Genomic DNA, 15,478 nt, shown 5'->3' with positions numbered 1-15,478 from the left:
CCCTTTCAAGAGACAACAGCGCCCATGTGGTACAACGGTTTACTCGACCTGTCGGTCTGGCAATTGGTGGCAGTCACTCTGCTGATGACGCATGTCACCATCGTCAGCGTCACCGTCTACCTGCACCGCTACTCCGCGCACCGTGCGCTGGAGCTGCATCCTGCACTCAAGCATTTCTTCCGCTTCTGGCTGTGGTTGACCACCGGCCAGAACACCCGTGAGTGGACGGCCATCCACCGCAAGCATCATGCCAAGTGCGAAACCGTCGATGACCCACACAGTCCGGTTATCAAGGGGTTGAGCACCGTGCTGCGCAAAGGTGCCGAACTCTATCAGGAAGAGGCGAAGAATCAGGAGACGTTGCGCATCTACGGCAAGAACTGCCCGGACGACTGGATTGAGCGCAATGTCTACAGCCGCTACCCGATTGGTGGTGTGACCCTGATGGCGATCATCGATCTGGCCCTGTTCGGTGTGGCTGGCATCACCGTCTGGGCGATCCAGATGATGTGGATTCCGGTGTGGGCCGCAGGCGTCATCAACGGTCTTGGCCATGCTGTCGGCTACCGCAACTTCGAATGCCGCGACGCTGCCACCAATCTGGTGCCCTGGGGCATCCTGATCGGCGGTGAAGAACTGCACAACAACCACCACACCTACCCCAACAGCGCCAAGCTGTCGGTGAAGAAGTGGGAGTTCGACATGGGCTGGGCCTGGATCAAGCTGTTCAGCTTCTTCGGCCTGGCTCAGGTGCAGCGTGTAGCGCCCATCGCCCATCGCGTCGAAGGCAAGCGCAATCTGGACATGGACACCGCCATGGCCATCCTCAACAACCGCTTTCAGATCATGGCGCAGTACCGCAAGCTGGTGATCGCGCCGCTGGTCAAGCAGGAAATGGCCAAGGCGGACGAGTCCGTGCGTCACCTGTTCCGTCGCGCCAAGCGCCTGCTCTCGCGTGAGCCGAGCCTGCTGGATGAACAGCACCACGCGCGTATCGCCGGTATGCTGGCGCAAAGCCAGGCACTCAAGGTGATCTACGAGAAACGTCTGGCGCTGCAGCAGATCTGGGTCAAGACCAGCAGCAATGGTCATGACATGCTCGAAGCCATGAAGCAGTGGGTGCATGAGGCCGAGGCCAGCGGTATCCAGTCGCTGCGTGAGTTTGCCGAGCAGCTCAAGACCTACTCGCTGCGACCGTCCAGCGCGACTGCCTGATCGCCGCTCGTTACAAGCAAAGGCCCGCCGAACTGGCGGGCCTTTGTGTATGTCCAACAGCTCGCACTATGTTCATTTCAATGCGAGGCGAAGGACGGATGGCCGCTGTAATGGACGATCAAGGCAACGCTGTTTCCGAGTTGGAAGAACTGACCTTGGCTCTACTGCACAGTCGGGCCGAAGTGGAGCGCCTGGGCGAGCGTGAGCAACTGTTCAGCAGCCTGCTTGGTAGCGTCAATGCCGTGCTCTGGGCCTTCGACTGGAACGAGCAGCGGATGATCTATGTCAGCCCTGCCTATGAGCGTATCTTCGGTCGTTCCGCCGCGCTGCTTTTGGCCGATTATGGCGAATGGCGCAACAGCATCTATCCGGACGATATCGACTACGCTGCCGAAAGCCTGGCCAAGGTGCTGGAAGCCGGTGCGGTGGAGTCTCGCGAGTACCGCATCATTCGCGCTGATGGCCAATTGCGCTGGCTCAGCGACAAGTGTTTCGTCAGCCCCCGCATGGGAAGCGCCGAGCAGGGCTGCGTGATTGTTGGTATTGCCGAAGACATCACCGAGAAAAAGCGTCTGGAAGGCGAACTGCATCGCCTGGCCACCACCGATGTGCTGACTCAGAGCAGCAATCGCCGGCATTTCTTCGAATGTGCCCGCAGTGAGTTCGAACAGGCGCGCCAGTTCGGCAGCCCGCTGGCTTTCCTACTGCTCGATCTCGATGATTTCAAGAAAATCAATGATCAGTACGACCATCAGGTCGGTGATGAAGTGTTGCGGCGCCTGGCGCATTGCGGCAGCAATGCCCTGAGGCGCGGCGATCTGTTCGGGCGTATTGGCGGTGAGGAGTTCGCGGCGCTGTTTCCTGGTTGTGAGCAAGATGTGGCCCTGCAGATTGCAGAGCGGCTGCAGCGTGAGGTGCAGCGCCTCGGCTTCCAGCATGAGGGCCGGCATTTCGGCATCACGCTCAGTCAGGGGCTGACCGTGATGCGAGCGACGGACGCCAGCCTCGATGCGCTTTATGCGCGGGCCGATGCCGCCATGTATACAGCCAAACGTCAGGGCAAGAACCGTATAGTCCTGGGGTGACGTGGCGGTTTTCCGCCTGAGAAGCAGTTATCATAGGCGAAAAATTGCCGGCCGATAGTCATCTTCGGCGGGTCACTGATCTGCAGAAAAACTGTAACCTACTGTTCTGGAAGCCTAAGTGGCGTGCCTAAAGAAGCTGGCGCGCTATCTGCATGGCTGCGTCATATGTCGGCCCCAGGTCGGCGAACAATAACAACGACTAAGCGAGTACCTCCCAATGCAGCGTGATTCTGCCTGTCCTGCCCCGGCCATCACCCTGTGCCCGCCGTTGTTCTGTTCAATCTGATGTTCATGTATCCCGAGCCAGGCTTCGCCGTGACCTGTCTCGCGGATACAGATGCCCCATTCGTGCCGGCCTGCCTCTTCGTGCCGAAGTCTGCGCCGGACGATGTGTCACCTTAAACACACTGGAGAGAAACATAATGAGAAAGACCTCCCTGGCACTGGCCGTAGCCGCCAGCACCCTGGGCCTGAGCCAAGTGGCCTTCGCCGACCTGGTCGGCGATACCAAAGTCAGCCTGGAAGCCCGTAACTTCTACTACAACCGTGATTTTCGCGAGGATGCTGGTCAGGCTAAATCCGAAGAATGGGCACAGGGTTTCATTCTGCGCATGAACTCCGGTTTCACTGAAGGCACCGTGGGCTTCGGTGCTGATGCCATCGGCATGTTCGGCTTCAAGCTGGATTCGGGGGATGGTACTGCTGGGAGTGGTCTGCTGGTTCCAGATCGTTCTTCGGGCGGTTCTCAGGATAACTACTCTGGTCTGGCCGTAGCGGCAAAAGCCAAGGTCTCCAACAGCACCCTGCGTGTTGGCCAGATGCAGTTCAAGAACGCTGCAATCGCGTCCAGCGATAGCCGTCTGCTGCCACAGGTCTTCCGTGGTGGTCACTTGGTTTCTCAGGAAATTGAAGGTCTTACTCTGGATGCGGGTTACCTGGATGAGGTAAACAACCGCAACTCGCAAGACTATGAAGACATGACGCTGAATACTTTCTCACTGAGTGGTATTCAATTCAGGGGTTTGAATCAGAGCAACGAGTTCATCTTTGCCGGTGGTAACTACAAGCTGACCAATGACCTGACAGCTGGTTACTACTATTCCAATTTGGAAGATATGTACAAGCAGCACTCTTTCAATCTGGTGCATGTACTGCCTCTGGGCGATAAGCAGAGCCTGAAAACTGACCTGCGTTACGCTCGCTCTACCGATGACGGTCTGAGCAATGTCGATAACAAAGCTTTTGGCGCCATGGTTACCTATGCGCTGAGCGGCCACTCGTTCGGTATCGGCTATCAGCAAATGGATGGTGACACTGGCTTTGCCTATGTCGGTGGTACCGATCCGTTCCTGGTCAACTACGTTCAAATCGGCAACTTCGCTGCCAAGGATGAAAAATCCTGGCAGGCGCGCTATGACTTCAACTTTGCCTCCATCGGTATCCCTGGTCTGACCTTCATGACCCGCTACCTGACCGGTGACAATATCGATCGTGGCGCTGGTGTTTCCGAAGGGCGTGAATGGGAGCGCAACACTGACATCGCCTATGTCTTCCAGGAAGGTGCACTGAAGAACCTGGGTGTTCGCTGGCGCAACGCCACCATGCGTAACAACTTCAGCCGCAACATCGACGAAAACCGTCTGATCGTCAGCTACACCCTGCCGCTGATGTAAGATCCGCATCTATCGGTGGGCTGACCAGATCAGTCGCTCCGAAGTGCTACGAAAAGCCCGCATCGAACGATGCGGGCTTTTTTTATTCTGCGCTCGCCACGTTCTCGCTCGTGTTCGCCGAGGCAGCAAGAATGGCGCTGGCCAGTGCCATATCGTCTGCTTCCTGCAACTGCGGGTTGGCGCTGCGCAGCTGCTGCATCGCAGCCTCCAGGTGCGGGCCGCGTATTTCGCCATTGCTGGCAACGAAGCTGCTGGCGTCTTCTTCGGCCGCTGCAACCAGCTTGCGATCCTTGAAGGTCAGGTAGGTCGAGGCCGTGGTGGCGCCGGAGGACAGAATGTCGCGCAGCAGGCCATCGGCGGCGGCAGTTTGGGCAAACAGGCAGGCACTGAAAGCCAGTGCAGCATGACGCGTTACACGCATGATGGAACTCCTTGTGGGGTGGCTCTGATCCTATGAGTGGTGCAGGCCAGCGATGGTTCCTCGCAGGCGATGGCCGGTTGCCCGTATCGGTGGTCTATCTAGCGGACAGTCCGGCGCTGGTGTCGCCGCCATAGCAATGCCGACAGTATCGCCAGCATGCCAAACAGCATGAGTTGCCAGGCCCAGTGCAACTCGGGAAGCAGGAAAACCACTGCGCCGACAGCGACAGCCATGAGGCCGACCCAGAGCAGGTAGCCGCCGGCACCAAACACTTCGAAAATCAGCAGCAGGGTAGCCAGGGCCAGCCAGTGCTCGAACGACAGGTTATGCAGATAGGTGATCATGAACGTATTGCACGACCCCGGCTGAGCGTGTTGCTTGCGCGCCCTTCAACAAGCATTGCATGGGCTCCTTTGCTTGCAGGCTGTTGAACAACTACCTGCCTTGTCTTGCCTGTCTCGCCTACGTTGTTCAACGGCGTGCCAGGGCGAACAATCTAAGCATAGTCACATGGCCGTTGCCGCCGACCCCTTCGCAGGGTGGGGGCGCATGCCTGTTGAGCGATGAGAACCCGTTCATATCGAAATGGTTTGTGCTTGCCGCGCTGGTGCGGCAGCTCAAAGAGGCTCAGTGTCTGCCCGCCTGGCCCCGCCGCTGGCGGGCTGCCACGCCTCAGCGTTGCTCGCTTTGTGGCGTGACGCGCAGCACTTCCTCGATGGTGGTCAGCCCTGCCGCGACCTTTTGCGCGCCGGACAGACGCAGGCTACGCATACCGTCCTTGAAGGCGGCGCGGCGCAGTGCGGTGAGGTCGGTGTCGGCGTTGATCAGCGGTTTGATGGCGTCGTTGATCAGCATGATTTCGTAGACACCGGCACGGCCACGATAGCCGGTTTCACGGCACTCCAGGCAGCCGACGGCATGATGGGCCTGCGTTGGCAGTGGCGAGCTCCAGGGACGGGTCAGGCTATTCCAGGCGTCCTCGTCCAACTGCACCGGCGCCTTGCAGTGTGGGCACAGGGTACGCACCAGGCGCTGCGCCATGACGCCGAGAATGGTGGCCTTGAGCAGGTAGTGCGGCACACCCAGTTCGAGCAGGCGGGTGATGGCGCTGGGCGCGTCGTTGGTGTGCAGGGTGGACAGCACCAGGTGGCCGGTCAGTGCCGCCTGTATCGCCATTTCGGCGGTTTCCAGGTCGCGGATCTCACCGACCATGATGATGTCCGGATCCTGACGCATCAGCGCGCGCACGCCGCTGGCGAAGGTCAGGTCGATGTTGTGCTGCACCTGCATCTGGTTGAAGGCGCCTTCGATCATCTCGATCGGGTCTTCGATGGTGCAGACGTTCACCTCCTCGGTCGCCAGTTGTTTGAGGGTGGTGTAGAGGGTGGTGGTCTTGCCCGAGCCGGTGGGGCCGGTGACCAGAATGATGCCGTTGGGCTGGCTGGTCATGCTGGCCCAGCGGCGCAGGTCGTCAGGAGAGAAGCCAAGCTGATCCGGGCTTTTCAGCAGTACTTCCGGGTCGAAGATACGCATCACCATCTTCTCGCCGAAGGCGGTCGGCAGGGTCGACAGGCGCAATTCCACTTCGCCGCCGTCCGGGGTCTTGGTCTTGACCCGGCCATCCTGTGGCTTGCGTTTCTCGGCGATGTTCATGCGCCCGAGGTTCTTCAGGCGGCTGACCACCGCCATGGTGACCTGGGCAGGGAACTGATAGACGGTATGCAGCACGCCGTCGATGCGAAAACGCACAGTGCCCTGCTCGCGGCGTGGCTCGATGTGGATATCGCTGGCACGTTGCTGGAAGGCGTACTGGAACAGCCAGTCGACGATGTTGACGATGTGCGCATCGTTGGCGTCCGGCTCCTGATCCTGGGCGCCGAGGCTGAGCAATTGCTCGAAGTTGCCGACCCCGCTGATCTTTTGATCGGTGGCATTGGCGCCGCTGACCGAGCGGGCCAGGCGATAGAACTCGGTGGTGAAGCGCTGGATATCGCTGGGGTTGGCCACCACGCGCTTGATCGGGCGCTTGAGTACGTGCACCAGGTTGGCCTCCCAGCTGTGCACCAGCGGCTGGCTGCTGGCGATGGTGACGCTTTCGCTGTCCACTGCCACGGCGAGGATCTTGTGACGCTGGGCGAAGGCGTAGGACATCAACGGGGTGATGGCCGGCACGTCGATCTTCAGTGGATCGATGCGCAGGTAGGGTTGGCCGGCGAAGTCGGCCAGCCAGACGGTAAGGGTTTCCAGGTCGAGCTTCTTGCCCGGGCGCGTCAGGTCGTTGACCTGCTGTGCGGCGAGGAACTCCAGCGGATGTTGGGTGTTGTTCAGTGAGCTGCGGCGAATCGCCAGGCACTGCTCGGCCACGTCCTGCTCGACCCGGCCCTGGGCCACCAGCTCACGCAGCAGGTCGCCAAGGTCCAGTACACGGTCAGGGGCGGTAGCGGTGAAGGCGGACATGCGGGCTCCTCGGGTCGGCCTGAACAAGGTTAGCAGGCCGTTTTTCAACGGCCTTGCAGCCTGGCTAGGATGCCCGAAAAGCAGCACAAGGGCGAAGGCCCATGCGTGATGAGTCGCCGCTTCAGGCCACCTCCGTGACCAGGCTGTGATCCAGGTGTTGCCAGGTCACCTCCCATACGCAGACCAGGCTGCGCAGTTTCTGCGCCAGCACGCCGGCGCGATGCAGCGACAGGCCAGACAGACGCAGGCTGATATGCAGGTCGTCCTGCAGGCGCTGCATGTGCAGGGCGTCGGGTAACACCTGCAACTGTGCGAACAGGCCGAGCAGGCGGCACATGACATCGGCTTCGGCATCGGTGCGCAGCTGGTACTCAACGCAGGCGTCAGGGCGATCCTGCCAGGGATCGCGTCGGGAATGGGCGGACGGAAACGGGGTGGTATCAGGCATGGCGATAACTCGGGCAGATTTTGCCTAAGTTTCCGCCTTATTCCGGCAAAAGGTTTGCCTGGTTCTCTGTGTTAATCCATGTTTAATGGATAAGCTTGCCTTTAATTTCGAGTATTGGGGATTATTTATGTCCATTGCGTTGGATGCCTACGATCAACGTATTCTCGCCCTGCTGCAGGAGGACGCCGGCTTGTCCACCGCTGAGCTCGCCGAGCGCATCGGTCTGTCGCAGTCGCCGTGCTGGCGCCGTATCCAGCGCCTCAAGGAGGAGGGGGTGATCCGCAAGCAGGTGACGTTGCTCGATCGCAAGCGCATCGGCCTGCACACGCAGGTGTTCGCTCAGGTCAAGCTCAACGCTCATGGGCGTTCCAACCTGACCGAGTTCGCCGAGGCTATGCGCGAGTTTCCCGAGGTGCTGGAGTGCCATGTACTGATGGGCGCGGTGGATTTCATGCTGCGCATCGTCACCCGCGATATCGAGGCGTATGAGCGCTTCTTCTTCGAGAAGCTGTCGCTGGTGCCGGGAATCCAGGAGGTGAACTCCATCGTCGCGCTGTCGGAGATCAAGTCCACCACCAGCTTGCCGCTTGCCTAGGAAACACTGAAAAAGCTGTCATGCCCGCGCAGGCGGGACAGCAGCCCTATCGCTGAACAGCGCTTGCGCTGGCCTGTAGATCTCGAGCCTTCGAATTTCCTGGGCTCCCGCCTGCGCGGGAGTGACGCAGGACATATTCAGGGTTTGATCACTACTGGCGGCGATTGCTCGACGTTGCGCCTGCTGGGTGGCGTGAGCCCCATGGACACATAGATGCTGGTCAGCTGATCCACCCCCATGTCGGCGGCGCGGATCCATTCTTGCGGTACGTAGAGCAGGCCGCCGCCCACCGGAATCGGCGCGGTGGGAATGAGGATGGCGCAGTAGGCACGGCCTTCCAGTTCCACCGTCTCCGAGCTTGGGCGCAGAGCCAGTACCGCTGCGCCGTCACCACCGAAGAAACACCACACCGGCGCCATGGTGGTGATGTCCGGGTTCTTGCTCTTGTCCAGCAGGCCGACGAAGCGGTCGGCCAGGTTATAGAAGTTGCCGATCAGCGGCGTGCGCCGCAGGGTGCGATCCAGCAGCCAGGACAGGGGCCGGCGCAGGCCCAGTTGCACGGCCAGGCCCAGTGGGTAGAGGCTGGCCAGCAGCACCAGGCAACCCAGTAGATAGGCCAGGTAACTGTTGCTGGAAAAGGGCTGGCCGAGGGCAGCGAATACTTGGCCGATCAGGGTCGAAGGTCCGACCAGGCGATTGAGCAGGCTGAATATCCAGGCAAGCAGTGCCAGGGTCAGAACCAGTGGCAGCAACGACAACAGGCCTGTAAACCAGGTGGTGACGATGGATTTCAGGCTGCGCTTGATCATGTGGCGGTTTCCTTGGCGATATCGAGCGTGACTTTACGTGACCACAGGCGCTTGTGTGCACTGCTGTGGAAATGTGCACGCACTCAAATGGCTACAGTAGTTTTCATCAGATTATTTCGCGCAAAAAAAGCCCGGCACTAAGGCCGGGCGGAGTGGGTACACGAGGTACCGAAGTAGCATCGTTCGGTTGAACCCTTACATGCCGAGCATGTTCGGCAGCGCCATGGAAACGGCCGGGATGTAGGTAATCACCATCAGGAAGCTGATCAGCAGCATCAGCCACGGCCAGGCCGCTTTGATCACCGATGTCAGCGGCATGCCCGTCACTGCCGAGGTGACGAACAGGTTCAGCCCCACCGGTGGTGTGATCAGACCGATTTCCATGTTCACCACCATGATGATGCCCAGGTGGATCGGGTCGATGCCCAGCTGCATGGCGATCGGGAAGAGGATCGGCGCCAGGATCAGGATGATCGCCGACGGCTCCATGAAGGCGCCGGCCACCAGCAGCACGATGTTCACCACCAGCAGGAACTGCCAGGGCTGCAGGCCCAGCTCCACCACCCAGGCGGTGATCTGTTGCGGAATCTGCTCGGTGGTCAGCACGTGGGCGAAGAGCATGGCGTTGGCGATGATGAACATCAGCATGATGGTCAGCTTGCCGGACTCCAGCAGCACCTTCGGGCACTCGCGGATGCTCAGGTCCTTGTACACGAACAGGGCGACGAAGCCGGCGTATACCGCCGCCACGGCCGCCGCCTCGGTCGGGGTGAACATGCCGGTGTAGATACCGCCGAGGATGATCACCATCAGCAGCAGGCCCCAGAACGCCTCACGGGCGGCGCGCAGCCATTCGCGGAAGCTGGCACGCGGCAGTGCCGGCAGCTTCTTGATGCGCGCGACGATGTAGATCGCGATCATCAGCACCAGGCCGAGCATCACGCCCGGGATCACCCCGGCCATGAACAGCTTGCCCACCGACTGCTCGGTGGCGGCGGCGTAGACCACCATCACGATCGACGGCGGAATCAGGATGCCCAGGGTACCGGCGTTACACACGATGCCGGCGCCAAACGCCTGCGGGTAACCGGAACGCACCATACCGGCGATGGCAATTGAGCCCACTGCGGCCACAGTGGCCGGCGAGGAGCCGGACAGCGCGGCGAACAGCATGCACGCCAGCACCGCACCGATGGCCAGGCCGCCACGGATGTGACCGACGCAGGCGTTGGCGAAGTCGATCAGGCGACGCGCCACGCCACCGGTGGTCATAAAGGCACCGGAGAGCAGGAAGAACGGAATGGCCAGCAGGGTGTAGTGCTCGGAGGTCTCGAACAGCTTGATCGCCAGCGAGCGCACCGAGTCGGGGCTGAACAGCATGATGGTGATCGAGCCGGCCAGGCCGAGCGACGCTGCAATCGGCACGCCGATGAACATCAGCAAAAAAAGCAGCAGGAAGAGGAACAGAACGGTCATTGCTTGGGCTCCTCATGCTCATTGATTTTCAGGGCGTCAGCGGCTTCATCCGCCAGACCGAGGCCGGTCTGCTGGTCACGCAGAATGCGCACGAGGATTTCCAGGAAGCGGATGAACACCATGGCGTAGCCGAAGGGCACGATCATGCCGATATGCCATTGCTTGATGCCGTAGTGACCGAGATCCTCGGCACCGATGCCGGCCTTGAACAGGGTGCTGACCCAGTCGTAGCTGCCGACCGCGATGAGGCCGGCGTAGCCCAGGCAGGCCGAGCAGGCGATGATGCCGATGACGCGCTGTACACCGCGTGGGGCCAGCTTGACCAGGGCATCGACACCGATGTGGCCGGCCGTGCGTACACCATAGGCCAGGCCGAAGAAAATCAGCCAGCCGAACATGGCCTTGGTCAGGGCATTGCTCCAGGTCATCGCCTGGGCCATGTCGAGAATGGCGTCGCCGATACCGAGCAGAAACTCGTTGCCGCCGAAATGATCACCCAGCCAATAGAACAGGGTGTAGAAGTTGTTGAGGATCACGTAGACGAATGTGATCAGCGTCATGGCCGCCAGGAGAAAAGCGATGAAGCCTTCCTCGAAGTGCTCCCAGACGCGCCGCAAGGCGTTCATGGTCGGTTCTCCCGAATGGAAAGGGCGTAAGGCGAACCGAGGGCCGGCTCACCGGTTGCTGCATGTTTCGATGCCCTTTGCGGGCGTCGTGGTGGAGCAGGGCAATTGCACCCTGCCCACCCGGCTCTCCGGCCTTATTGCTGGTTAGCGGCTTGCGCGGCCTTGATCAGGTCGGCACCGATCTCGCCTTCGAACTTCTGCCATACCGGCTGCATGGCGTCGCGCCATTGGCCGCGCTGCTCAGGCGTCAGGGTCAGGATTTCGGTGGTGCCGGCTTCCAGGATGCGCTGCTTGTCGCCTTCGTTGAGGGCGTCAGCCTGTTTGTTCACCTCGACGGTGACCTCGGCGATGATCTTGTTCAGCTCGTCGCGTACGTCAGCCGGCAGACCGTCCCAGAACTTGGTGTTGGTGATCAGCATGTAGTCCAGCAGGCCATGGTTGGACTCGGTGATGTACTTCTGCACTTCGTGCATCTTCTGGCTGTAGATGTTCGAGTACGGGTTCTCGGCACCGTTGACCACGCCAGTCTGCAGGCCTTGGTAGACCTCGGCGAAGCTCATCTTGCGCGGGTTGGCGCGCACGGCCTTGAACTGCTCTTCCAGTACGGCGGAAGCCTGTACGCGGAACTTCAGGCCACGGGCGTCCTTCGGCTCCAGCAGCGCCTTGTTGGCCGACAGCTGCTTCAGGCCGTTGTGCCAGTAGGCCAGGCCGGTGATGCCCTTGTCGGTCATGGAGGTCAGTAGTTTCTGGCCTTCGGGGCTGTTCTGGAAGCGATCGACTGCGGCCATGTTGTCGAACAGGAACGGCAGGTCGAATACCTGCAGTTGCTTGGTGTAATGCTCGAACTTGGCCAGGGACGGGGCGATCATCTGCACGTCACCGAGCAGCAGCGCTTCCATTTCCTTGCCGTCACCGAACAGCGAGGAGTTCGGGTAGACCTCGACCTTGACCTTGTCGCCCAGGCGCTCTTCAGCCAGTTGCTTGAACAGCACGGCGCCCTGACCTTTCGGGGTGTGCTCGGCAACCACGTGGGAGAATTTGATGACGATCGGGTCGGCAGCGTGAACCACGCCAGCGATGGACAGGGACAGGGCGCAAGCCAGCGCCTTGGCAGTCAGTTTGAACATGCGGATGCTTCCTCTTGTTGTGTTTATCGCATTGGCGCCAGTGGCGCTGCTAACGAACGGACAAGAGCAAGTCTAGGCGGCTTGGAGAAAAACGCCGGTGGCATCAGCGAGGCCTGGACTTTTGTGCTTGTGGGTTCGCTTGAGGCTAGCCTAGAGCAACCCTTGTGCCAGTCTGCTGCGAGCGAATGCCATGCATCATGAAAAGCCCGTGGCTACGGGCTTTGGCGGCGCTTGGTCTGAGGGCGCCCCTCGCTGTGGGGCGGTCTTTATCGATGAAGCTGGCGGTTTGCCGCCAGTTAGTCGAAGTCCTCTGGCGAGCTTCCGCCAGCGCCGGAGAAGGTCAGGCCATGTTTGCGCAGTTTGTCGTGCAGGGTCTTGCGCGGTACGCCCAGGGCTTCGGCCAGGCTGCGTAGCGAGCCGTGCGGACGGCTCAACTCGGCGGCGATCAGCGCGCGCTCGAAGGCTTCGACCTGCTCGCTGAGCCCGCCATTGACCGGCGGCAGACTGGGCGCGTTGCTGTCGAGTGCCAACTCCAGGCCCAGCGCAAAGCGCTCGGCGGCGTTCTGCAGTTCGCGCACGTTGCCCGGCCATGGATGACGCAGCAGCAGCGCACGCTGCCCAGGTTGCAGTTCACGTGGCGCCAGGGCGTGGCGGGCGGCCGCCCCTTCGGCGAAATGCTGGAACAGCAGCAAGGCGTCCTCGCCGCGCTCGCGCAGCGGCGGGATGGACAGCGGTGCGACGTTGAGGCGGTAGTACAGGTCGGCGCGGAAACGGCCGGCATCGGCAGCCTGGCGCAAATCTTCCTTGGTCGCGGCGATGACGCGTATATCCAGCGGGATCAGCTGGTTGCCACCCAGGCGTTCGACCACGCGCTCCTGCAGCAGGCGTAGCAGCTTGACCTGCACGTCCAGACTCATGCTCTCGATCTCGTCGAGGAACAGGGTGCCGCCGTTGGCGAACTCGAACTTGCCGATGCGGCGTTTCTGCGCGCCGGTGAAGGCGCCGGCCTCATGGCCGAACAGCTCGCTTTCCACCACCGATTCGGCTAGTGCGCCGGCGTTGATGGCGACGAAGGGCCCTTCGCGGCGGTTGGACAGGTCGTGCAGGGCGCGTGCGACCACCTCTTTGCCGGCGCCGGTCTCGCCGAGAATCAGGACATCGGTGGCGATGCTGGCCAGTGCATCGATCTGTTCGCGCAGGCGCTGCATGGCCGGCGATTGGCCGACCAGACGACTGGACAGCTGCTGGCGGTCATTGAGCGCCATCCGCAGGCTGCGGTTGTCCAGCACCAGGCGGCGCAGCTCCAGCGCGCGGCGTACGCTGTCGAGCAGGTCATCGTTGGCGAAAGGTTTTTCCAGGAAGTCGTAGGCGCCAGCGCGCATCGCCTGCACGGCCAGCGGCACGTCACCGTGGCCGGTGATCAGCAGCACCGGCAGCTCGGCATCACGCTCGCGCAGCTGCTGCAGCAGTTGCAGACCATCGATGCCGGGCATGCGGATATCGCTGACCACCACGCCCGGCCAGCCTGCCGGAATGCGTGCGGCCAGGCCCTGCGCATCGCCCAGGCTGAGCACCTTGAGCCCGGCCAGGTCGAGCGTCTGGCTGAGCGCCTGGCGCAGGTGGGCGTCGTCGTCGATCAGCAGTACCTGAATGCGGCTGTCGATGGCGCTGTCGCTGGTCATGGCGAAGGATCCTCTGAGGGTTGCAGGTTGACGCCGGGGCTGGCCAGGCGCAGGCGCAGGGTGATCAGCGCGCCACCCTCGGGATGATTGGCCAGCAGTAGCTCGCCGTCCAGCGCACGCACCAGACTATCGCAGATGGCCAGGCCCAGCCCCAGGCCCTGGGCGCTGGTCTTGGTGGTGAAGAAGGGCTCACGTGCGCGCGCCAGTGATTCGGGCGAGAAGCCGGGGCCATTGTCACGCAGCAGTAGGTGGAGATGCTCGGCTTGATGCTCGATGCTGATCCAGATGCGTCTAGGTGGTGCCTTATCGATCAACGCATCGAGCGCATTGCCGAGCAGATTGCCCAGCACCTGACGCAGCCGCGTCTCGCCAGCCTGGACCCAGAGGGTGGCGTCCGGCAGATCGCGAATCAGCTCTACATCCATGGCCCGGCGGCGCTTGGCCAATAGCGCCAAGGCATCGTCCAGCGCTGGCTGCAAGGCAACCCGCTCCGGCGCGTGGCGGTCACGGCGGGCAAAGGCGCGCAAATGGGTGATGATCGAGGCCATGCGCTCGGTCAGCTCGCTGATCAGCTTGAGGTTGGCGCGGGCATCGTCGCTGCGCTGGTGATCGAGCAGGGTGCTGGCGTTCTCTGCGTAGCTGCGGATCGCCCCCAGCGGCTGGTTGAGTTCGTGGCTGATGCTGGCGCTCATGGTGCCGAGCGCTGACAGTTTGCCGGCCTGGACCAGCTCGTCCTGAGCGCGCACCAGTTCTTGCTGCGTCTGTTCACGTTCGAGCACTTCCTGCTTGAGGCGGCTGTTGAGCAGCTCCAGATCCTGCGTGCGTTCAGCCACGCGCTGTTCCAGTTCGGCCTTGGCGCGGGCGTCGAGGGCGATGCGTTCGAGGTAATGGCGGCGGCGCAAAATCAGCAGGCCGAGCAGCAACAGCAGCGCCAGCAAGGCTGCCGCGCCCACGGCCACGGCGCTGCGCACGGGGCGGTCGAGGAGGATACGCGGGGCGAGAATGCTCACCGTCCAGCCGGTTTCGTCCAGAACACGACTTTGTGTCAGCCAGGCGTTTGGGTCGATATCCAGGCGAGGTGGCGCCTGGGTCGGATAGGGCTGATTGGCGGCGATGGCCGATTGCTCGACCCGGTCCAGCGGGCGGCTGGCGTGGAAGCGCCAGTCCGGCCGCGAGGTGAGGATGACCACGCCATTGGTATCGGTCACCAGCAACCGTTCAGGCGTGTTGCCCCACAGCGTTTCGGTGTGATCAAGGTCGACCTTGACCACCAGTGCGCCGATATTGTGGTCGTCCTCGTGCACTGGGTAGGCAAAGTAGTAACCGCGCTTGCCGGACGTTGTACCCAGGCCGAAGAAGCGTCCCAGGCGCCCGGCCAGCGCTTCACGAAAATACGGGCGAAAGGCGAAGTTGCCGGCGACGAAGCTGTCGGGCTTGTCCCAGTTGGAGGCAGCCAGGGTGACGCCGCGATTATTCATCAGGTAGATCACGTCGGCACCGGTCTGCCGCTTGATGCGCGCCAGCAGGCGATTGGCGGTGTCCAGTGCGGCAGGGTCTTCGGGCGCGTGCAGGGCTGCGCGTACACCTGGAAGATCACCGAGAATCTGCGGCAGCACCTCGTAACGACGCAGCGTACCGAGCAGGTTGGCCACATACAGATCGAGGGTTTGCCGGTTCTGCTCGATCAGTACTTCGCGGTAGTAGCGCTCGGCCAGGAAGTGGACCGGCCACAGCAGTGGCGCAAGCAGCAGCGCCAACAGCACGAGGCTGCGCCAGCGCAGGCGACGGGGAGTGGCAGTGTTCGTGCTCATGGCAAACCGTGCAGAAAGGAACGGCGCATTATGCACGTTAAGTGTGCGGCCGG

At 61.7% G+C, this 15,478-nt stretch carries 14 protein-coding genes; 4 read left to right on the top strand and 10 right to left on the bottom strand.

Going from position 1 to position 15,478, the window contains the following annotated elements:
- The first annotated feature begins 24 nt into the window (after positions 1–24).
- The 3 genes from desA to N5J71_RS11860 all read left to right on the top strand — a co-directional run bounded on the left by desA (position 25) and on the right by N5J71_RS11860 (position 3,973).
- On the top strand, positions 25–1,215 hold the full coding sequence (gene desA / locus N5J71_RS11870; RefSeq protein ID WP_279916904.1) for a delta-9 fatty acid desaturase DesA: 1,191 nt from the start codon (positions 25–27) through the stop codon (positions 1,213–1,215).
- A 110-nt stretch (positions 1,216–1,325) separates the two neighbouring features.
- Positions 1,326–2,300 carry a GGDEF domain-containing protein gene (locus N5J71_RS11865; protein ID WP_279916921.1) on the top strand — a complete coding sequence of 325 codons (975 nt, stop codon included), beginning with the start codon at positions 1,326–1,328 and terminating at the stop codon, positions 2,298–2,300.
- 422 nt (positions 2,301–2,722) lie between these two features.
- On the top strand, positions 2,723–3,973 hold the full coding sequence (locus N5J71_RS11860) for an OprD family porin (RefSeq protein WP_116620286.1): 1,251 nt from the start codon (positions 2,723–2,725) through the stop codon (positions 3,971–3,973).
- An 82-nt stretch (positions 3,974–4,055) separates the two neighbouring features.
- Here N5J71_RS11860 and N5J71_RS11855 read toward each other — a convergent pair whose 3' ends face one another.
- The 4 genes from N5J71_RS11855 to N5J71_RS11840 form a co-directional block, all read right to left on the bottom strand.
- Positions 4,056–4,394: a DUF2388 domain-containing protein gene (locus N5J71_RS11855; protein WP_116620284.1), complete on the bottom strand. Its 339-nt coding sequence runs from the start codon at positions 4,392–4,394 to the stop codon at positions 4,056–4,058.
- Between the two features lie 98 nt (positions 4,395–4,492).
- Positions 4,493–4,738, bottom strand: a complete 246-nt coding sequence (locus N5J71_RS11850) for an NfeD family protein (RefSeq protein WP_147809896.1) — start codon at positions 4,736–4,738, stop codon at positions 4,493–4,495.
- 328 nt (positions 4,739–5,066) lie between these two features.
- Positions 5,067–6,851, bottom strand: a complete 1,785-nt coding sequence (tfpB, locus tag N5J71_RS11845; RefSeq protein ID WP_084340851.1) for a type IV pilus assembly ATPase TfpB — start codon at positions 6,849–6,851, stop codon at positions 5,067–5,069.
- Positions 6,852–6,972: 121 nt separating this feature from the next.
- Positions 6,973–7,299, bottom strand: a complete 327-nt coding sequence (locus N5J71_RS11840; RefSeq protein ID WP_104727122.1) for an ACT-like domain-containing protein — start codon at positions 7,297–7,299, stop codon at positions 6,973–6,975.
- A 127-nt stretch (positions 7,300–7,426) separates the two neighbouring features.
- Here N5J71_RS11840 and N5J71_RS11835 point away from each other — a divergent pair, with 127 nt between their 5' ends.
- Positions 7,427–7,894, top strand: a complete 468-nt coding sequence (locus N5J71_RS11835) for an Lrp/AsnC family transcriptional regulator (protein ID WP_084340853.1) — start codon at positions 7,427–7,429, stop codon at positions 7,892–7,894.
- Positions 7,895–8,031: 137 nt separating this feature from the next.
- On the opposite strand, the gene N5J71_RS11830 is transcribed toward N5J71_RS11835, so the two are convergent.
- From N5J71_RS11830 to N5J71_RS11805, 6 genes are all read right to left on the bottom strand, one after another.
- Positions 8,032–8,703: a DUF502 domain-containing protein gene (locus tag N5J71_RS11830; RefSeq protein ID WP_279916903.1), complete on the bottom strand. Its 672-nt coding sequence runs from the start codon at positions 8,701–8,703 to the stop codon at positions 8,032–8,034.
- Between the two features lie 195 nt (positions 8,704–8,898).
- Entirely contained in the window at positions 8,899–10,179 is a 1,281-nt protein-coding gene (gene dctM / locus N5J71_RS11825) for a C4-dicarboxylate TRAP transporter large permease protein DctM (protein WP_279916902.1), read from the bottom strand.
- Complete coding sequence (locus tag N5J71_RS11820) at positions 10,176–10,805, bottom strand: TRAP transporter small permease (protein ID WP_104727119.1); 630 nt, start codon at positions 10,803–10,805, stop codon at positions 10,176–10,178. Before N5J71_RS11820 ends, dctM begins: the two co-directional genes overlap by 4 nt.
- Before the next feature lie 134 nt (positions 10,806–10,939).
- The gene (gene dctP / locus N5J71_RS11815) at positions 10,940–11,932 is read right to left on the bottom strand and encodes a C4-dicarboxylate TRAP substrate-binding protein DctP (protein WP_090337201.1); all 993 of its coding nucleotides are present in this window, start codon (positions 11,930–11,932) and stop codon (positions 10,940–10,942) included.
- 296 nt (positions 11,933–12,228) lie between these two features.
- On the bottom strand, positions 12,229–13,614 hold the full coding sequence (locus N5J71_RS11810) for a sigma-54-dependent transcriptional regulator (protein ID WP_279916901.1): 1,386 nt from the start codon (positions 13,612–13,614) through the stop codon (positions 12,229–12,231).
- Positions 13,611–15,425, bottom strand: coding sequence for a sensor histidine kinase (locus tag N5J71_RS11805; RefSeq protein WP_279916900.1), 1,815 nt, complete (start codon positions 15,423–15,425; stop codon positions 13,611–13,613). The genes N5J71_RS11810 and N5J71_RS11805 overlap by 4 nt, the downstream gene beginning before the upstream one ends.
- Positions 15,426–15,478 lie beyond the last annotated feature (53 nt).

Origin of the sequence: Ectopseudomonas oleovorans (assembly GCF_029845265.1) — a bacterium.
GTDB classification, from domain to species: Bacteria; Pseudomonadota; Gammaproteobacteria; order Pseudomonadales; family Pseudomonadaceae; genus Aquipseudomonas; species Aquipseudomonas oleovorans.
The sequence above is the reverse complement of the archived record's forward strand: the minus strand, read 5'-3'. Positions and strand labels throughout refer to the sequence as shown.